Source organism: Kluyvera genomosp. 3 (assembly GCF_011765685.1).
GTDB lineage: Bacteria > Pseudomonadota > Gammaproteobacteria > Enterobacterales > Enterobacteriaceae > Kluyvera > Kluyvera georgiana_A.
The window spans coordinates 690,614-710,039 of record NZ_CP050321.1 but is presented as its reverse complement, the minus strand read 5'-3'; the positions used below and the strand labels follow the sequence as shown (position 1 = coordinate 710,039).

General features: G+C 55.8%; 18 protein-coding genes and 1 other RNA gene. 10 read left to right on the top strand and 9 right to left on the bottom strand.

The annotated features are described in order from the left end of the window. Nucleotides 1–7 precede the first annotated feature (7 nt). A complete protein-coding gene (locus GY169_RS03395) occupies nucleotides 8–904 on the bottom strand; it encodes a LysR family transcriptional regulator (RefSeq protein WP_065356113.1) in 897 nt (298 codons plus the stop codon). A 104-nt stretch (nucleotides 905–1,008) separates the two neighbouring features. Between GY169_RS03395 and GY169_RS03390 the strand changes: the two genes are divergently transcribed. Both GY169_RS03390 and GY169_RS03385 read left to right on the top strand, forming a co-directional pair. Next, nucleotides 1,009–1,710, top strand: a complete 702-nt coding sequence (locus GY169_RS03390; protein ID WP_163447839.1) for a pirin family protein — start codon at nucleotides 1,009–1,011, stop codon at nucleotides 1,708–1,710. A 24-nt stretch (nucleotides 1,711–1,734) separates the two neighbouring features. Beyond that, complete coding sequence (locus tag GY169_RS03385; RefSeq protein ID WP_163447838.1) at nucleotides 1,735–1,896, top strand: hypothetical protein; 162 nt, start codon at nucleotides 1,735–1,737, stop codon at nucleotides 1,894–1,896. A gap of 32 nt (nucleotides 1,897–1,928) precedes the next feature. Here the strand turns inward: GY169_RS03385 and GY169_RS03380 are convergent, their stop codons facing one another. From GY169_RS03380 to GY169_RS03350, 7 genes are all read right to left on the bottom strand, one after another. Beyond that, nucleotides 1,929–3,236 (bottom strand): serine dehydratase subunit alpha family protein, encoded by a 1,308-nt coding sequence (locus GY169_RS03380; RefSeq protein WP_167574980.1) that lies wholly within the window; start codon nucleotides 3,234–3,236, stop codon nucleotides 1,929–1,931. A gap of 15 nt (nucleotides 3,237–3,251) precedes the next feature. Continuing rightward, nucleotides 3,252–4,577 carry an amino acid permease gene (locus GY169_RS03375; protein ID WP_163447836.1) on the bottom strand — a complete coding sequence of 442 codons (1,326 nt, stop codon included), beginning with the start codon at nucleotides 4,575–4,577 and terminating at the stop codon, nucleotides 3,252–3,254. Between the two features lie 555 nt (nucleotides 4,578–5,132). After that, nucleotides 5,133–5,513, bottom strand: an RNA gene (gene rnpB, locus GY169_RS03370) — RNase P RNA component class A. Between the two features lie 32 nt (nucleotides 5,514–5,545). Next, the gene (gene garK, locus GY169_RS03365; RefSeq protein WP_167574979.1) at nucleotides 5,546–6,691 is read right to left on the bottom strand and encodes a glycerate 2-kinase; all 1,146 of its coding nucleotides are present in this window, start codon (nucleotides 6,689–6,691) and stop codon (nucleotides 5,546–5,548) included. Nucleotides 6,692–6,777: 86 nt separating this feature from the next. Beyond that, nucleotides 6,778–7,668, bottom strand: a complete 891-nt coding sequence (gene garR / locus GY169_RS03360) for a 2-hydroxy-3-oxopropionate reductase (RefSeq protein ID WP_191091025.1) — start codon at nucleotides 7,666–7,668, stop codon at nucleotides 6,778–6,780. Between the two features lie 30 nt (nucleotides 7,669–7,698). Next, entirely contained in the window at nucleotides 7,699–8,469 is a 771-nt protein-coding gene (gene garL / locus GY169_RS03355) for a 2-dehydro-3-deoxyglucarate aldolase (protein WP_163447833.1), read from the bottom strand. A gap of 26 nt (nucleotides 8,470–8,495) precedes the next feature. Beyond that, nucleotides 8,496–9,836 carry an MFS transporter gene (locus GY169_RS03350; RefSeq protein WP_163447832.1) on the bottom strand — a complete coding sequence of 447 codons (1,341 nt, stop codon included), beginning with the start codon at nucleotides 9,834–9,836 and terminating at the stop codon, nucleotides 8,496–8,498. A 413-nt stretch (nucleotides 9,837–10,249) separates the two neighbouring features. Here GY169_RS03350 and garD point away from each other — a divergent pair, with 413 nt between their 5' ends. Then, complete coding sequence (garD, locus tag GY169_RS03345) at nucleotides 10,250–11,821, top strand: galactarate dehydratase (protein WP_167574978.1); 1,572 nt, start codon at nucleotides 10,250–10,252, stop codon at nucleotides 11,819–11,821. Between the two features lie 49 nt (nucleotides 11,822–11,870). Here the strand turns inward: garD and GY169_RS03340 are convergent, their stop codons facing one another. After that, a complete protein-coding gene (locus tag GY169_RS03340) occupies nucleotides 11,871–12,686 on the bottom strand; it encodes a DeoR family transcriptional regulator (RefSeq protein WP_163447830.1) in 816 nt (271 codons plus the stop codon). A 269-nt stretch (nucleotides 12,687–12,955) separates the two neighbouring features. Here GY169_RS03340 and kbaZ point away from each other — a divergent pair, with 269 nt between their 5' ends. The 7 genes from kbaZ to GY169_RS03305 all read left to right on the top strand — a co-directional run bounded on the left by kbaZ (nucleotide 12,956) and on the right by GY169_RS03305 (nucleotide 19,416). Continuing rightward, a complete protein-coding gene (gene kbaZ, locus GY169_RS03335) occupies nucleotides 12,956–14,233 on the top strand; it encodes a tagatose-bisphosphate aldolase subunit KbaZ (RefSeq protein WP_249023281.1) in 1,278 nt (425 codons plus the stop codon). 19 nt (nucleotides 14,234–14,252) lie between these two features. Further along, the gene (gene agaV / locus GY169_RS03330) at nucleotides 14,253–14,726 is read left to right on the top strand and encodes a PTS N-acetylgalactosamine transporter subunit IIB (RefSeq protein ID WP_167574976.1); all 474 of its coding nucleotides are present in this window, start codon (nucleotides 14,253–14,255) and stop codon (nucleotides 14,724–14,726) included. A gap of 10 nt (nucleotides 14,727–14,736) precedes the next feature. After that, nucleotides 14,737–15,516, top strand: a complete 780-nt coding sequence (gene agaW / locus GY169_RS03325; protein WP_163447828.1) for a PTS N-acetylgalactosamine transporter subunit IIC — start codon at nucleotides 14,737–14,739, stop codon at nucleotides 15,514–15,516. Beyond that, on the top strand, nucleotides 15,506–16,384 hold the full coding sequence (gene agaE, locus GY169_RS03320) for a PTS N-acetylgalactosamine transporter subunit IID (RefSeq protein WP_167574975.1): 879 nt from the start codon (nucleotides 15,506–15,508) through the stop codon (nucleotides 16,382–16,384). Before agaW ends, agaE begins: the two co-directional genes overlap by 11 nt. 17 nt (nucleotides 16,385–16,401) lie before the next feature. Beyond that, nucleotides 16,402–16,836, top strand: a complete 435-nt coding sequence (agaF, locus tag GY169_RS03315) for a PTS galactosamine/N-acetylgalactosamine transporter subunit IIA (RefSeq protein WP_167574974.1) — start codon at nucleotides 16,402–16,404, stop codon at nucleotides 16,834–16,836. After that, nucleotides 16,833–17,966 carry an N-acetylglucosamine-6-phosphate deacetylase gene (gene nagA, locus GY169_RS03310; protein ID WP_167574973.1) on the top strand — a complete coding sequence of 378 codons (1,134 nt, stop codon included), beginning with the start codon at nucleotides 16,833–16,835 and terminating at the stop codon, nucleotides 17,964–17,966. The genes agaF and nagA overlap by 4 nt, the downstream gene beginning before the upstream one ends. A gap of 295 nt (nucleotides 17,967–18,261) precedes the next feature. Then, the gene (locus GY169_RS03305) at nucleotides 18,262–19,416 is read left to right on the top strand and encodes an AgaS family sugar isomerase (protein WP_167574972.1); all 1,155 of its coding nucleotides are present in this window, start codon (nucleotides 18,262–18,264) and stop codon (nucleotides 19,414–19,416) included. Nucleotides 19,417–19,426 lie beyond the last annotated feature (10 nt).

Genomic DNA, 19,426 nt, shown 5'->3' with positions numbered 1-19,426 from the left:
TACAACTCTATTTCGCGGTTAGCAGCTTTTGGATCTCACGCAGGCACCAGGACTTCGCTTCGCCCATGCTGTCGCGCCGCCAGGCCATAATGATGTCAATCTCGCTGGTGTACTCCGGGCTAACCACCCGCAAACGCCCTTCGGCAATATCCTGTTCAACCAGCGGATACGGCATGGTCGCCACGCCCAATCCGGCAAGCAACGCCTGACGTTTTTCTTCCATCGAGGTCACCGTCAGACGCGGCTGCTTATCCAGCAGCTGTACCGTCAGCACCGGGCGCTCGCGCGCGGTATCGGCAATCGCGACGCCGCGATACTTCACGCGCGTCACCTCAGACAGCGGTTCGGCCTCCTGATGAATCGGATGGTCCGGCGCCGCAACGTAAACGTTCATCACCGAATAGAGCTTGCGCGAGTTAATCTCCGTCGAAGAGCGGAAATGCATATCCGGCGCGATGACAATATCCGCCCTTCCCTGCTCCAGACGCTCCCAGGCGCCCGCCAGCACTTCGGTGATAATCGACAATTGGGTGTTCGACTTGGTCGCCAGTTTCTCCACTAGCGGGAACAGGGTTGGCGTAGGGATCAACGCTTCAGCCACAATGGTGAGGTGCGTTTCCCAGCCGCGCGCCAGCGCTTCGGCATCGGTGGTCAGCTTATCCGCCGCTTCCAGCAGCACGCGGCCGCGTTCCAGCAACATGCGCCCAACGTTGGTGAATTTTGTTCGATGACCTGAGCGGTCAAATAACACCACGTCCAGCTCTTCTTCCAGCTTTTGCATGGTGTAGCTTAATGCCGAAGGCACGCGGCCCAGCTCGTCTGCCGCGGCAGCAAAGCTGCCACGTCGGTCGATGGCGTCCATTACTCGTAGTGCTTCCAGCGTCAGTGCTCTTTCTTTAGCCATGGCGTGCTCATTCAGGAAATTTGAACATACCGGGCAGAATATCTGGCTAACAATGCAGCGTCCATACCTTTACCATTGATTTAGTGTAAAGGAGGGTCAAGAAGATGATTACCACAAGAACAGCGAAACAGTGCGGACAAGCAGACTTCGGTTGGCTACAGGCCCGCTATACCTTCTCTTTTGGGCACTACTTCGATCCGAAACTGCTGGGCTATGCCTCTTTGCGCGTGCTGAATCAGGAAGTGCTCGCCCCCGGCGCGGCTTTCCAGCCACGCACCTATCCGAAAGTCGATATTCTGAACCTGATTCTGGAAGGCGAAGCCGAATACCGCGACAACGAAGGCCACCATATTCAGGCCAAAGCCGGTGAGGCGCTGCTGATCGCTACCCAGCCCGGCGTGAGCTATAGCGAACATAATCTGAGTAAAGATAAGTCGTTGACCCGGATGCAAATCTGGCTGGACGCCTGCCCGGAACGGGAAAACGCGCGGGTGCAGAAACTGAAGTTAAAAGAGGCGACGCACCAGCTGTTAGCCTCTCCTGACGGCAGTCAGCACAGCTTACAGCTGCGTCAGCAGGTGTGGCTACACCATATCGAACTGGCAAAAGGCGAGCAGGTGAATCTGCAACTGCATGGGCCGCGCGCCTATCTGCAGTCGATTCACGGTACGGTTCACGCACTGGCGCATGACGCGGAGAAACAGGCGTTAACCTGTGGCGATGGCGCCTTTATTCGGGATGAAGCGAATATCACACTTGTTGCCGATACCCCTCTGCGCGCTTTGCTGATAGATTTACCGGTGTAGTTTTTTCAGGATAGCGGAAGTCAAATGAGTAAGCGAAACCATAAAAAGCAGCAAACGGTGAAAGCCGTCGTCATGTCTCAACCGGTTAGCGCGCCAAAAGAGTTTGGCGTTGAAGAGATGCTGAGCGAGTTAGAAGCCATCGTCGCCGAGGCGGAAAACCGCCAGGCAGAAGAGCGAGCGGCCTGAGAAAACGCCCCGGCCTGCACCGGGGCAAACGGCTAGTTCAGCTTGCTGGCCATAATTTGAATCACCTGCCGATCGGTTTGCTGCATCGACTGACAGGCCAGCGCGCAGAGGTTGGATATCGACTGCTCGACGTCGTGCGCCACAATCCCCTCATTGCCGGTGACCGCGGTTTCATCCAGCGCCATCAGCACCGCTTTCCACGCCGACGATACGCTGGTCGATACCTTCATCGCACAGCTGTTTGACGCACCATCGCAGATAATCCCGCTGACATCGCCAATCATGCTGCTGATCGCCATTGAAATAGTGCGATAGCTGCCGTCAATCAGCCAGCAAATCCCCGCGGCCGCGCCCATCGATGCCGTCGTGGCGGCGCAGAGCGCGGACAACATCGGCAGCTGATGGTGGATGTAGATGGCCGTCAGGTGCGAGAGAATCAACCCGCGCGCCATTTTTTCCTGCGAACAGCCCAAATGTTCAGCGACCACCACCACCGGCATGGTGGCGGCGATGCCCTGGTTACCGGAGCCTGAATTGCTCATGGCCGGCAGGCAGGCTCCGCCCATACGCGCGTCAGATGCGGCCGAGGTGCGGATCATAATGTCGGACAGCAGATCCTTGGCCAGCAGACCGCGTTCACGCTGACGCTGGAGCGTCGCGCCAATATGCAGGCCATACTGCGCACGCAGCCCTTCATGGGAGAGCGCGCTATTGAGCAGCGCCGCGTCGAGAATAAAACTGATTTTTTCAAACGGGACCTGCTCAGCAAACTCAACCACCTGCGCCAGCGTGACCTCCGCCAGCGACGAGGTGGATTGCTCTTCCCCGGCGCTGGCGCAGCCGCTGGCATCCAGCAGCGTGACGCCGTTTTTGACGATCCGTACCACTCGGGTATGACCGCCTGCAATCGTCACCGTGGCCGACTCCGCGTCGGTATACACCGTGGCGCTGGCATACAACACATCCTCGCACGGTTCCTGAATCGAGACCGACACCCTACCGCTCGCCAGCAGCGTTTTCCCGGCCGCGATGGCCTCAACGGAGGCGCTTTTTAATACCTCCAGCCCCGCCTGCGGATCGCCGCCTAACGCACCTACCGCCGCGGCAATCGGTAACCCCACCATGCCGGTTCCCGGCACGGTAACGCCCATGCCGTTTTTCATCAGGTTCGGAGAGACTTTGGCGTCAATATGAGTCACCCTTCCCGCCAGATGCGAGGCGGCAATCGCGCTGGCCAGAGCCAGCGACACCGGCTCGGTACAGCCCATCGCAGGCTTCACATTTTGTTTAACCGCTTGAATCAGGGTATCCCACAGCGGATTCATCGTTACTTCAACCATCTTAACCATCCAAAATCAGGAGAATGCCAGGAACGGAGAGACGCAGAGCAGCAGGCCAGTGATGATAATGATCACCAGCGAGGCCCCTTTGTATTTATGCAGCGCCGGAACTTTGTAAACCAGCCAGGCAGGAATCAGACAACCCACCATGCCGAAGATAGGGCTGCAAATGGAAGTGAAGCTCAGCACTGGCGCATTCAGCACGATCGCGCTCCAGGCCAGCAGGATGGCGAAGATCATGATCCCACGCTGTACCAGCTTCTCATTGATCTTTTCCATCGGCATTTTACGACGCAGCAGGTTAATCACGATCCCTTGCGTTGCCTCGCGAAAGCCGAGGTAGACGCCAAAGAACGCGGTCATCACCGCAAAAATGTTGAGAATCACGCTCACCACGGTGACCCAGGCACCGGTGCTACCGTTGATGAACTGCGCGGCAATCGCCAACGCGGAGATATTTTGCTCGTAGGCTTTAACCGCTTCGTCGTGTCCCATTGCCAGCGTGAAGGACACGGCATAGAAAAAGACCACGACAAACAGAATGCCGAAGGCAATGTTCATCGCCCGCAGCGCTTTATGACGCGCCACTTCGCGGGATTTTTCCTTCGAGCGGTAAGAGATAACCATCGGGCTGAGCGTCTGAATAAACAGGATAGATGTCAGCGTAAACGGCAGCGTGATGATCGCGTTTTTCACCAGCAGGCCCATCGGCGGTAGCGTACCGGCGTTGTACAGGTGCCACATCCCCACCATCGACACGCCCAGTGCCGCCACCACTAACAGCTTGGTTAGCACCATAAAGCTGGAAACTTTAAACAGCAGCTTCTCACCACGCGAAGAGATCGCCACCAGCACGCAGATCAGCACCAGGCCATAGAACGGGTTTTCCGACAGCAGACCATCGGTGACGCCGAAGGTATGCAAATAAGAAGCGCTGTCGTTGGTGATGGCCGTGGAGTAAACAAACATCCAGATCACCAACATAATGAAGTAGAGCGCGCCGAGTAAAATCCCCCAGTTTTTTCCCAGGTAGCCGCTGATCACGCTCGGGTAGTCTTTACACTCCGGCGACTCGGCCAGGGTGTTGATAAACAGTCGCTGAAACAGGTACATAGCCGGATAGCCAACGATGGAGGAGAGCAGGAAGACCCACAGCCCCATCAGCCCTACCTGCACGGGTAAAAAGACGATGCCCGCGCCGATAGCCATCCCGATGCTCATGATGACCCAACCCACGTCGGTACTGTCGAACTTTATTGCTGCCTGCCATTCACTTTCTGACATGCCCGCTCGTGCGGCCGCCGCCGAGGTGTGCGTCGGTGAAACTGAGATTGTTTCCATAACAAATTCTCACTCTTGGTGTGTAGGGTTTATTGTTCTGATACAGATTGATATTTCAAAAAAACAAATCATCACAGGCTTATTCACTGCTTTTTCCTGGAGTGTGAAGATCATAGCGCGGGTTAAGGAGAAAAAACTTGCAACTCTTTGCCCGGAAAAAAGCGAGAAGGAGAAATTTATGCCATGAATAGCGAGAAATCAGCCAGCTTATTTCTCTTTTTACGAACAATGGAGGAGAAAACATATTTTCCCATGCCGCAGAATTTTATAACAAACTGTTTTTTAATGATATTTTGAGAATTCTCTATTCCCTTAACCCAACAACGTAAAGGGATTTTGTGAACCCGGACAACAAAGAATGTTAATGAAATGTGATACCGGGTTAAGACAAAAAATGAGGCCTATCACAACATCAGGCCATTTCAGTTAATAACTCTATTTTTTGTATGTATATAGTAAACAATCAGAAGATTTCGCTAACAAAATGGGAAAGTTAATGGAGCGTTCGCTGAGGGATAAAAAAGCAAAAACCCCGCCGAAGCGGGGTTTTTTAAGAGGTGAAACTGACCGATAAGCCGGGTTCTGTCGTGGACAGTCATTCATCTAGGCCAGCAATCGCTCACTGGCTCAAGCAGCCTACCCGGGTTCAGTACGGGCCGTACCTTATGAACCCCTATTTGGCCTTGCTCCGGGTGGAGTTTACCGTGCCACGGACTGTTACCAGCCGCGCGGTGCGCTCTTACCGCACCCTTTCACCCTTACCTGATCCCGCTTGCGCGGGCCATCGGCGGTTTGCTCTCTGTTGCACTGGTCGTGGGCTGTTACACCCCCCAGGCGTTACCTGGCACCTTGCCCTATGGAGCCCGGACTTTCCTCCCCTCCGCCCGTCTCCCCCGAAGAGGACGACGACGAAGCGGCGACTGTCTGGTCAGCTTCGGCGCGCAGTATAGAGGGTTTGCGCGCCGATGTCACCTTTCCGTCAGCATTCCCACCCGCAGGGTGGCGGCAATGTTACGGGAGGTGAGATAAATATTGTCCGCCGCATCGCGGAACGCCTCTTCCAGCGAGCCAATGCGGTTCAGTACGCTGAAGACCGAATCAATGCCGTACTGATGCACCACGCCAACATCGCGAGTCAGGCTACCGGCAATGCCGATCACCGGCTTATGGTATTTTTTTGCCACGCTGGCCACGCCCACCGGCACTTTGCCGTGAATGCTCTGACTATCGAGTCGCCCTTCGCCGGTCACCACCAGCGTGCAGTCATGAATATGTTCTTCCAGATTCAGCGCCTGGGTGACGATCTCAATTCCGCTGCGCAACTCCGCGCCAAGAAATGCCATCAGCGCCGCGCCCATGCCGCCTGCGGCCCCGGAGCCAGGCACGTCTTTCACATCGACCCGTAGCGATTTTTGAATCACCTCGGCGAAGTGCGCCAGGTTACGGTCCAGTTCGGCAATCATCTCTACCGTCGCCCCTTTCTGCGGCCCAAAAATGCAGGACGCGCCAAACGGCCCGGTCAGCGGGTTAGTCACATCGCAGGCCACGCGGATTGTGCAGGTCTGTAGACGCGCATCCAGCCCGGCAATATCAATATGATTGAGGCTCATCAGACTGCCGCCGCCAAAGCCTATCGCCTTCCCGTTGGCATCGCACAGCTTTGCTCCCAGCGCCTGAACCATGCCAGCGCCGCCGTCGTTGGTCGCGCTGCCGCCAATGCCGATAATGATGTTCTTCACCCCGCTTTCCAACGCCTGGAGAATCAGCTCCCCGGTACCGTAAGAGGTGGTAATCAAAGGGTTGCGTCGTTCCGCGGGCACCAGCGCGAGGCCGCTGGCAGCAGCCATTTCGATAAACGCCGTACCGCCGTCGCCCGAAATTCCCCACTGTGCCGTAACGACATCGCCAAGCGGGCCGGTGACGGTCGATGTCATCGCGCGCCCCTGCGTCGCCGCAATCATCGCCTCAACCGTTCCTTCTCCACCGTCGGCGACCGGGACGGACACAAACTGCGCTTCCGGAAAGATTTCCCGAAATCCTTTTTCTATCGCCAGTGCTACCTCGGTGGCAGAAAGGCTTTCTTTATAAGAGTCTGGGGCGATTACGATTTTCATATCTGAGCCTATTAGCGCGCGACGCCGGATGACGCATCACCGTTCCGGCCTACCTTGTGAGCCCGACGCCGTCGGGCCCAACGTCCTTAGCGAGTCACTTCCACTTTCGCCAGTTTTTCGTAGTAGCAGGCCAGCGCGCTATGGTCGGCAGTACCCAGACCATCGGCACGCAGCGCCTGCATCATTTCCATCACCGCCGCCGTCAACGGGAGTTGCGCGCCCACGCCGTGGGAGGTGTCCAGCGCGTTGGCCAGATCTTTAATGTGCAGGTCGATACGAAAACCCGGCTTGAAGTTTCTGTCCATGACCATCGGCGCTTTGGCATCCAGCACGGTGCTGCCCGCCAGGCCGCCGCGAATCGCCTGATAGACCAGATCCGGGTTCACGCCCGCTTTGGTCGCCAGCGTCAGCGCTTCCGACATCGCCGCGATATTCAGCGCGACAATCACCTGGTTTGCCAGCTTGGTGACGTTGCCCGCACCGATTTCACCGGTGTGAACCACTGAACCCGCCATCGCTTTCATCAGGTCGTAGTACTTGTCGAAAATCGCTTTATCACCGCCCACCATCACCGACAGCGTGCCATCAATCGCCTTCGGCTCGCCGCCGCTGACCGGCGCATCCAACATATCAATCCCCTTCGCCTTCAGCGCATCGCTGATTTCACGGCTTGCCAGCGGCGCAATAGAACTCATATCAATCAATACGGTGCCCGGCTTCGCGCCTTCGATAATGCCGTTTTCACCCAGCGCCACTTCTTTGACGTGCGGCGAGTTTGGCAGCATGGTGATGATCACATCGCACTGCTCGGCAATCGCTTTTGGCGTGGTCGCGGTTTCCGCGCCCGCCGCAATCACTTCGGCAATCGTTTCAGAATTACGGTCAGCAACCACCAGTGAGTAGCCCGCTTTCAGCAGGTTTTTGCTCATCGGTTTGCCCATGATACCCAGACCAATAAAACCAACTTTCATCGTTATTTCCTCAATTTTGCGTTAATTCGGTAGGGGTTACTTTTTAAAGGCATCCGCCAGTTTCTGCGTCCCGGCGCGGAACACACCCAGATCGCTGCCCACGGCCACAAAGGTGGCGCCCCACTCCAGATAGCGGCGCGCATCGGCTTCCACCGGCGCCAGAATGCCGCTGGGTTTACCGTGCGCTTTCGCACGGGCAAAAATATGCTGGATAGCCTGCTGCACTTCCGGATGCGAGGCGTTGCCGAGATGCCCCAGCGCGGCAGCCAGGTCACTTGGACCAACGAAGATCCCATCAACGCCGTCGGTGGCGGCAATCGCATCGACGTTATCGACACCCAGTTGGCTTTCAATCTGCACCAGGATGGTGATGTTCTTGTTGGACTGCGCGAAGTAGTCCGCTACGGTGCCGAACATATTGCCGCGATGCGAAACGGATACGCCGCGAATCCCTTCCGGCGGGTAACGCGTGGAGGAAACCGCCTGCGCCGCCTGCTCCTGCGTTTCAACGAATGGAATCAGGAAGTTGTAGAAACCGATGTCCAGCATACGTTTGATAATCACCGGCTCGTTGGTCGGCACGCGCACCACCGGCGCGCTCTGGCTGCCCTTAAGCGCCATCAGCTGCGGGATTAATGTCGTCACATCGTTCGGCGCATGTTCACCGTCCAGTACCAGCCAGTCGAACCCGGCCAGGCCTAACACTTCGGTGCTGATTGGGCTGGAAAGTGCGGACCAGCAGCCAATCTGAACCTGTTTTGCAGCCAGCGCCGCTTTGAATTTGTTAGGGAAAATCGCGTTATCCATGTTCATTACCTTAAGTTAGTCGCAGCTTACTTCCGCAGCTCGAGACGTTTGATGTCGCCCACCACGAACAGGTAGCAAACCATCATCATCAGTGCGGAACAGCCTACAAAAATCAGTGCGCCATTGAAGGAGTGCAGTTCACTCACGATATAACCAATCACCAGCGGGGTGACGATGGAGGCCACGTTGCCAAACACGTTAAACAGACCGCCGCACAGGCCGACAATTTCTTTCGGCGCGACGTCGGAGATGACCGGCCAGCCGAGTGCGCCAAAGCCTTTTCCGAAGAACGCCAATGCCATCAGCGTGACGACCAGCGCAGTGTTGTCGGTGTAGTTGCACAGAATAATCGTCGAGGCCAACAGCATGCCCAGTACGATAGGCAGCTTACGCGCAAAAGTCAGCGTACAGCCACGGCGAATCAGGTAGTCAGAGAACAATCCGCCCAACACGCCGCCGGCAAAGCCGCACAGTGCAGGGATGGACGCCACCAGACCCACTTTCAGAATCGACATGCCTTTATCCTGCACCAGATAAATCGGGAACCAGGTGAGGAAGAACCAGGTGATGGTGTTTAAGAAATACTGGCCGAAGAAGATACCTAACATCATACGGCTACTGAGCAACTGTTTGATGTAATCCAGCTTCGGACCTTTCACTGCGTCGCTACCCGGCTTTTTGTGGTCCATATCGACCACCGCGCCATTGTCGGCAATGAATTTCAGCTCTTCTTTAGACATCCGCGGATGGTCGGTCGGGTTATGCACAAACTTCACCCACATCCCGGTCAACAGGAAGCCAATCACGCCCATCACGGTAAAGACGTGCTCCCAGCCCCACGCAAAGGTCAACCAGCCCAGCAGCGGGGAGAACAGCGCCAGCGAGAAATATTGCGCGGAGTTAAAGATAGCCGACGCGGTGCCACGCTCTTTGGTGGGGAACCAGGCCGCCACAATACGCGCGTTCGCCGGGAAAGACGGCGCTTCAGAGAAGCCGAGCATAAAGCGCATGAAGAACATGGAGACGCCAGCCCACGCCAGCGGGAAGAAACCGACAAAGCCCTGTAAGAAGGTAAACAGCGACCAGAAGAACAGGCTATAGGTATACACCTTTTTGGAGCCAAATTTATCCAGTAGCCACCCTCCCGGAATCTGCATCAGCAGATAGGCCCAGCCGAATGCCGAGAAGATATACCCCATGGACACCGCGCTCAGCTCCAACTCTTTCGCCACGGAGGTACCGGCGATGGAGAGCGTTGCGCGGTCAGCGTAGTTAACGGCCGTAACAATAAAAATAATTAACAGAATTAAATAACGGGTATGCATTCCCTTTTTTGCTTCAACAGCGTCAGCAGTATCGTGTATCATTTTATTATCCTCGGGTACAGGATGCTTTAATCTTCTTATTTTTATTAAAGCGAATTTCGCTGATTATTTAATTGATGACGGGTAATCTCAATAAATAATCAGACACCATGAAATCGAGAATCAGTATAATCAGGATACCTTCGCCACGCATTGTGCAAATCACCAGGTTAATCGCTTCATAAACTAATTTTATTGTTCATGTGCACACGGCACTGGGCGCTGATGCACAATTTCACGCATTGATACCCTTGCCCCATGAGGGATGAGGAGGATGAGTGATCTGCATCACATTTTTATATTCAAACACCTGACATCCTTTATTCCATTACTTAAGTGCTTTTATTTTTCATTATCTGAAAAGAAACACTTATCTACTTAATTCATTTTACCCCCTGGCTGGAGAATGCTGGACAATGGCTAACATTGAAATCAGACAAGAATCGCCGACTGCCTTTTATATAAAAGTTCACGCTACCGATAATGTCGCGATCATTGTCAATGATAATGGATTAAAAGCAGGAACGCGTTTTCCTGACGGTCTGGAATTAATTGAACATATCCCCCAGGGGCATAAAGTTGCGCTGGTGGATATTCCTCAGAATGGTGAAATCATTCGCTACGGCGAAGTTATTGGTTACGCGGTACGCGATGTCGCCAAAGGCAGCTGGATCGACGAATCCACGGTCACGCTGCCGAAAGCGCCGCCACTTAACACCCTGCCGCTGGCGACCAAAGTGCCGGAACCGCTGCCGCCGCTGGAAGGTTACACCTTTGAAGGTTACCGTAACGCCGACGGCAGCGTGGGCACCAAAAACCTGTTGGGCATTACCACCAGCGTGCACTGCGTGGCAGGCGTTGTGGACTACGTGGTTAAAATTATCGAACGCGACCTGCTGCCGAAATACCCGAATGTTGACGGCGTGGTCGGTCTTAACCACCTCTACGGCTGCGGCGTGGCGATTAACGCGCCGGCTGCCGTGGTGCCGATTCGCACCATTCATAATATCGCGCTGAACCCAAACTTCGGTGGCGAAGTGATGGTGGTGGGCCTCGGTTGCGAAAAGCTACAGCCAGAGCGTCTGCTGGAAGGCACGGAAGATGTGCAGAGCATCCCGGTCGACAGCGCCAGCATCGTACGCCTACAGGACGAGCAGCACGTGGGCTTTAAATCGATGGTCGACGATATCCTGCAGGTTGCCGTGCGCCATCTGGAAAAACTCAACCAGCGCCAGCGCGTCACCTGCCCGGCCTCCGAGCTGGTGGTGGGTATGCAGTGCGGTGGCAGCGACGCTTTCTCCGGTGTGACCGCTAACCCCGCTGTCGGCTACGCCTCCGACCTGCTGGTGCGCTGCGGTGCAACCGTGATGTTCTCGGAAGTCACGGAAGTACGCGACGCCATTCATCTGTTAACCCCGCGCGCCATCAATGAAGAAGTGGGCAAGCGTCTGCTCGAAGAGATGGCCTGGTACGATAACTATCTCGATATGGGCAAAACCGACCGTAGCGCCAACCCCTCTCCGGGCAACAAAAAAGGCGGCCTCGCCAACGTGGTGGAAAAAGCGCTGGGTTCGATCGCTAAATCAGGTAAAAGCGCCATCGTGGAAGTCTTGTCGCCCGGCCAGCGCCCGACCAAACGCGGACTGATTTACGCCGCCACCCCGGCCAGCGACTTCGTCTGCGGCACTCAGCAGGTGGCCTCCGGCATTACCGTGCAGGTATTTACCACTGGCCGCGGTACGCCGTATGGTCTGATGGCGGTACCGGTCATCAAGATGGCCACCCGCACCGAGCTGGCTAACCGTTGGTATGACTTAATGGATATCAATGCCGGCACCATCGCCACGGGCGAAGAGACCATTGAAGACGTGGGCACCAAGCTGTTCCACTTCATTCTTGATGTGGCGAGCGGGCGTAAGAAAACCTTCTCGGATCAATGGGGATTGCACAACCAGCTGGCGGTATTTAACCCGGCCCCGGTGACCTAATCACCCTCGCCAGCTCATACGGGGGTATGCCTTTGCATACCCCCTTTTTTTATTCCGACAGCGGCACCAGAATCACGTCGACGCCGATTTTCCGCAGCCCTTCCAGACTCTCCTGCGGGATCCCTTCATCAACGATAATCATATCGACACGTTGCATATCAATAATTTTATGCAGGCTTGAACGGTTGAACTTGGTGGAGTCCGTGACCACGATGATCTTCTCCGCCACTTCGCTCATCCGCCGGTTCAACCGCGCTTCGTCCTCATTATGAGTACTGATACCGCGTTCCAGATCGATAGCATCAACGCCCAGAAACAGCATGTCGAAATGGTAGTTTTGCAGCGAATGCTCCGCCTGATCGCCATAGAATGACTGGGACTGACGGCGCAGATGGCCGCCGGTCATCAGCAGTTCCACGCCTTCCGCTTCCAGCAGCGCGTTGGCGACGTTCATCCCATTAGTCATCGCAATCACGTCACTATGCTGGCGCATCAGACGCGCGATTTCATAGGTTGTGGTACCGGAATCGAGGATCACGCGGTGACCCGGCTTGATAAACTCGACGGCGGCCCGCGCAATACGCCGCTTGACCGCCGTGTTCAGCGAGCTTTTATCTTCAACAGAGGGTTCCACGCCCGGCGTGTTGCCGTCGCAAATCAATGCGCCGCCATAGGCGCGCACGGCAATACCCTGTTTTTCCAGAAACGCCAGATCGTTACGAATGGTCACTGTGGAAACGCCGAACAATCCGGAAAGATCGTTCACCTGCACGCTACCCTGCTGTCGCAACCGCTGGATGATCTGCTCGCGCCTTTCGCTGGTCCCTGAAACCCGCTTATCTGCAGAAGACTCGCTGTTACTCATAAGAAATCCTTTGGTCAAATTCTTTCGTTTCATTTCGTTTTGTCTATTAACGCCTTTCTTTTTCCGAAAAGCAAGTCTTATAAAGTCCCTCTTCAGGCCGAAATCCAGCTTCACGGCCTTTCATTACGTTTCTTTTGTGAAACAGATCGGAAAACTATTATCTTTCGTTTTATTTTTATAACACCATGATGCAGTATCAAATGAAACAAAACGAAAGATTGATTCCGAAGTCATCCTATCTGGAGAGGAAAGTGAAACATCTTACTGAAATAGTGGAGCAGCATAAACGGGGGAAGGCAAACGGGATTTATGCCGTTTGTTCCGCGCATCCACTGGTACTGGAATCCGCAATACGCTACGCGCACGCCAACCAGACGCCGCTGCTGATCGAAGCCACATCTAACCAGGTTGATCAGTTCGGCGGCTATACGGGCATGACCCCGGCCGATTTTCGCCGTTTCGTCTGTCAACTCGCCGATTCACTCCATTTTCCGCAGTCGCAGCTGATTCTCGGCGGCGATCATCTGGGGCCAAATCGCTGGCAGGATCAACCCGCAGCCGTCGCCATGGGGCATGCCGACGATCTGATCAAAAGCTACGTTGCCGCAGGCTTTAAAAAGATCCATCTGGATTGCAGCATGTCCTGCCAGGACGATCCGGTTCCTTTAACTGATGAGATTGTCGCCGCGCGCGCCGCGCGTCTGGCGAAGGTCGCCGAAGAGACCTGCATTGCCCAGTTTGGCGAAGCGGATCTGGTTTATGTTATTGGCACTGAAGTCCCGGTGCCGGGCGGCGCACATGAAACATTAACCGAACTGGCAGTGACAACACCCGAGGCCGCACGCGCCACGCTGGAGGCTCACCACCACGCCTTTGAACAACAGGGGCTGAGCGACATCTGGCCGCGAATTATCGCGCTGGTGGTGCAACCTGGCGTCGAATTCGACCACACCCACATCATTGATTACCAACCGCAAAAAGCCATTGCGTTGAGCAAGATGGTAGAGGCCTATGACACGCTGGTGTTCGAAGCACACTCTACCGACTACCAGACGCCGCAGTCGCTGCGCCAGCTGGTGGTCGATCACTTCGCCATTCTGAAAGTCGGCCCAGCGCTCACCTTCGCCCTACGCGAAGCGCTATTTTCGCTGGCCGCCATTGAGGAAGAATTGCTGCCCGCCAAAGCCTGTTCCGGCCTGCGCCACGTGCTGGAAACCGTCATGCTCGATCGCCCGGAATACTGGCAGAGTCACTACCACGGCGACGGCAACGCGCGTCGTCTGGCACGAGGCTACAGCTATTCCGATCGCGTTCGTTACTACTGGCCGGACGAGCAGATTGATGACGCTTTCGAACGTCTGGTGCGTAACCTGGCGGACGAACCGATCCCGCTGCCGCTCATCAGCCAGTATTTACCGTTGCAGTACGTCAAGGTTCGCGAGGGGGATCTCATCGCCACGCCGCGAGAACTTATCATCAGCCACATTCAGGACATACTGCAGCAGTACCACGCTGCCTGTCAGGGCATGACATCCCATAACGGATAACAACAAAGAGGAAAACGCGATGCCAAATATTGTTTTAAGCCGTATTGATGAACGCTTGATTCACGGTCAGGTTGGCGTGCAGTGGGTCGGATTTGCGGGGGCAAATCTGGTGCTGGTCGCCAACGATGAAGTGGCGGAAGACACCGTACAGCAGAACTTAATGGAAATGGTGTTAGCTGAAGGGATTGCCGTGCGCTTCTGGACGCTGCAAAAAGTCATCGACAACATCCACCGCGCCGCCGACCGACAGAAAATTTTGCTGGTGTGCAGAACCCCAGCCGATTTCCTCAAACTGGTTGAAGGCGGCGTTCCCGTCACGCGTATCAACGTAGGAAACATGCACTACGCCGATGGTAAACAACAAATTGCCAAAACGGTTTCTGTCGACGCCAACGACATCAACGCTTTTAACGGCCTGAAGGCCGCTGGCGTGGAATGTTTCGTTCAGGGGGTTCCGACAGAACCGGCTTTGGATCTCTTTAAACTGCTTTGAGGGATTCACAATGGAAATCAGTCTGTTGCAGGCTTTTGCCTTAGGTATCCTCGCCTTTATCGCCGGCCTGGATATGTTCAACGGTTTAACGCACATGCACCGCCCGGTTGTCCTTGGGCCGCTGGTCGGCCTGATCCTGGGCGATCTGCATACCGGTATTTTAACCGGCGGTACGCTGGAATTGGTATGGATGGGTCTGGCGCCGCTGGCAGGCGCCCAGCCGCCCAACGTCATTATCGGTACGATCGTGGGGACCACGTTTGCTATCACCACCGGCGTCAAACCTGATGTGGCGGTCGGCGTCGCTGTACCGTTCGCCGTGGCGGTGCAAATGGGCATTACCTTCCTGTTCTCCGTGATGTCCGGCGTGATGTCTCGCTGTGACCGTATGGCGGCAAATGCCGACACCGACGGCATTGAACGGGTTAACTATCTGGCGCTGCTGGCGTTAGGCATTTTCTACTTCCTGTGCGCGTTTCTGCCCATTTATTTCGGCGCGGAGCACGCGAAAACCGCCATTGATGTCCTGCCAGCGCGTCTGATTGACGGCCTGGGCGTTGCGGGCGGCATCATGCCAGCCATCGGCTTTGCGGTACTGCTGAAAATTATGATGAAGAACGTCTACATCCCGTACTTCATTATTGGTTTTGTTGCCGCGGCCTGGCTCAAGCTTCCGGTGCTGGCTATCGCCGCCGCCGCACTGGCCATGGCGCTGATTGATCTCTTACGTAAATCCCCGGAACCGACCCAACCTGCGGCACAGAAAGAGGAATTCGAAGATGGCATCTAACCAACACACCCTGCCGACTGTTTCCGACAATGAAGAGACGCTGCTGACCGGCGTTAACGAAAACGTCTATGAAGATCAGAACATTGGCGCTGAACTGAGCAAAAAAGACATCAACCGCGTGGCCTGGCGCTCTATGCTGTTGCAGGCATCATTTAACTACGAACGTATGCAGGCTTCCGGCTGGCTGTACGGACTGCTGCCCGCGCTGAAAAAGATTCACACCAACAAACGCGACCTGGCACGCGCCATGAAAGGCCACATGGGTTTCTTCAACACCCACCCTTTCCTGGTGACGTTTGTTATCGGCATCATTCTGGCAATGGAGCGCTCGAAGCAGGACGTTAACAGTATTCAGAGTACCAAAATTGCCGTTGGCGCACCGCTGGGCGGGATTGGCGATGCCATGTTCTGGCTAACGCTGCTGCCTATCTGCGGCGGGATTGGCGCCAGCCTGGCGCTGCAGGGATCAATCCTTGGCGCCGTGGTGTTTATCGTGCTGTTTAACGTGGTGCATCTCGGCCTGCGTTTCGGCCTGGCGCACTATGCGTATCGCATGGGGGTTGCCGCCATTCCGCTTATCAAGGCAAACACCAAAAAAGTGGGTCATGCGGCCTCAATTGTGGGGATGACGGTGATTGGCGCGCTGGTCGCCACCTACGTTCGCCTCAACACGACGCTGGAAATCAAAGCCGGTGACGCGGTCGTCAAACTGCAGGCCGATGTTATTGATAAGCTGATGCCTGCCTTCTTACCGCTGGTGTATACCCTGATCATGTACTGGCTGGTGCGTCGCGGCTGGAGCCCACTGCGTCTTATCGCCATTACCGTCGTGCTCGGCGTGGTCGGCAAATTCTGTCACTTCCTGTAAAGCAAAAGAGGTTTGAGATGCTAGGTATTATTTTGACGGGGCATGGCGGTTTTGCCAGCGGAATGGAAAAAGCGATGAAGCAAATTCTGGGCAAACAGCCGCAGTTTATCGCCATCGATTTTCCTGAAACCTCAACCACCGCGCTGCTCACTTCACAGCTTGAGCAGGCGGTGGCAGAGCTGGATGCCCAGGGCGATATCGTTTTTCTGACCGACCTGCTCGGCGGTACGCCGTTCCGCGTGGCCTCGACGCTCGCCATGCAAAAAGCGGGAAGAGAAGTGATTACCGGCACCAACTTGCAGCTGTTGCTGGAGATGGCGCTGGAACGCGATGGGTTGAGCAGCGAGACGTTCCGTCTGCAGGCCCTTGAGTGCGGACACCGCGGTTTGACCAGCCTGGTCGATGAGCTGGACCGCTGCCGCGAGGAGAGTCCCGTCGAGGAAGGGATATGACGCACATTCTCCGCGCCCGACGCGTGCTGACGGAGCAAGGCTGGCTCGACGACCATCAGCTGCGCGTTGAAGAAGGCGTCATTACCGCAATCGAACCGATACCGGCAGGCATCGCCAGCCGCAACGCCGAGCTACTCTGTCCGGCGTATATCGATATCCACGTCCACGGCGGTGCGGGCGTTGATGTCATGGACGACGCGCCGGACGCCCTCGATAAACTGGCCCGGCATAAGGCACGCGAAGGGGTAGCCAGCTGGCTACCCACCACCGTCACCGCGCCGCTGGAGATGATTCACCAGGCGCTGGCGCGTATCGCCCAACGCTGTTATTCCGGTGGGCCAGGGGCGCAGGTATTGGGGAGCTACCTCGAAGGCCCGTATTTTACGCCGCAGAATAAAGGGGCACATCCTCCGGAGCTGTTTCGGGAACTGAACCCGGCGGAGCTGGATGAGCTGATTGCCATTTCCCGGCAAACCCTGCGCGTCGTGGCGCTGGCACCGGAAAAGCCCGGCGCGCTACAGGCGATTATCCATCTGAAAAAACGGGGCATTCGGGTGATGTTAGGGCATAGCGCCGCCAGCTATGCACAAACCCGCGCCGCTTTCGACGCGGGCGCCGACGGGCTGGTTCACTGCTATAACGGTATGACCGGTTTACATCACCGCGAACCCGGGATGGTCGGCGCCGGATTAACCGACCCACGAGCCTGGCTGGAGCTTATCGCCGATGGACACCACGTTCACCCCGCCGCCATGAAGCTTTGCGGCTGCTGCGCCAGGGAGAGAGTGGTGCTGATTACCGACGCCATGCAGGCCGCCGGTATGCCCGATGGCCGATACACGCTGTGCGGCGAGCAGGTGGAGATGCGTGCCGGAATCGTAAGGACCGCCTCCGGGGGGCTGGCGGGCAGCACGCTCTCGATCGATGCGGCGGTACGCAATATGGTCGAACTAACCGGCCTACTCCCCGAAGACGCGATTCATATGGCATCGCTGCATCCCGCCCGTTTGCTGGGCATCGATGGCCATCTGGGATCGCTCAAGGTCGGCAAACGCGCCAGCATCATTGCGCTCGATGGTGGACTGCAGCTGCAGCATATCTGGATTCAGGGTCAACCTTTCTCTTTGTAGCACGTTCGTTTTCCTCAGGCCTTCGGTTTGTTACCGCAAGGCCTTTCTTTTCCTTTCTATAAAAAAGTCCCCCCCTTACCGAAAAAACTTTTAATCACTTAAATATCAATGCCATAAATAAAACACCCCTCTTAAGATCATAATTTTCGTTTTATTTCTCATTCGATCATTGAACTTTCGATTTCTTTTCTATAAATTTTAATCAACCGATAAAGTGAACAAGTGAAACGAAACGAAAGATAGCGACCTATTGCCAGCGTCTGATGTGGAATTTACAAGACTAAGGACTTACGTTATGCCAGAAACCTATATCTCCGCCGCCTCGACAACCGGTACCTGGACAGAGGAAGAGATCCGCCAGCAGCCTGCGAGTTGGATCCGTTCACTGAAAAATATTGATGCGATCCGATCGACCATTGATGCTTTTCTGACACCGCTGTTACGCAAAACCGATCTGCGAATCGTACTGACCGGGGCCGGAACGTCGGCATTTATTGGCGAAACCATCGCCCCATGGCTTTCCCGCCACACGGGGAAAAATATCAGCGCCGTACCCACCACCGATCTCGTCACCAATCCAATGGACTATCTGAACCCGGCACACCCGCTGCTGCTGGTTTCATTTGCCCGCTCGGGCAACAGCCCGGAGAGCGTGGCTGCCGTTGAGCTGGCCAACCAGTTCGTTCCTGAGTGCTACCACCTGTCAATTACCTGTAACGAAGCGGGCAGCCTGTACCAAAATCTGGTCGACAGCGATAACGCTTTCGCCCTGCTGATGCCGGCCGAAACGCACGATCGCGGCTTTGCCATGACCAGCAGCATCACCACCATGATGGCAAGCTGCCTGGCGGTATTCGCGCCGGAGATCATCAACAGCCAGACCTTCCGGGACGTGGCCGATCGCAGCCAGGCGATCCTCGACTCACTCGGCGATTTTAGCCAGGGTGTCTTTGGCGACGGCGCCTGGAAACGCGTCGTCTATCTGGGCAGCGGCGGATTACAAGGTATCGCGCGTGAGTCTGCGCTGAAGGTGCTGGAGCTAACCGCCGGCAAACTGGCGGCCTTCTACGACTCACCAACCGGTTTCCGCCACGGACCAAAATCACTGGTCGATAACGAAACGCTTATCGTGGTGTTCATCTCCAGCCACTCTTACACGCGCCAGTACGACCTGGATCTGCTGGCGGAACTGCGCCGCGATCGTCAGGCAATGCGCGTGGTCGCCATTGCGGCAGAAACGGATGCCATCATCGAAGCAGGCCCGCATATCCTGCTGCCTCCTTCCCGTTCGTTTATCGACATGGAGCAGGCGTTCTGCTTCCTGATGTACGCCCAGGTCTTTGCGCTGACTCAGTCGATTCGTGTTGGCAATACCCCAGATACCCCCTCTGCCAGCGGCACGGTCAATCGTGTTGTGCAAGGCGTGATTATTCATCCGTGGCAGGCTTAAGAGGATCTTC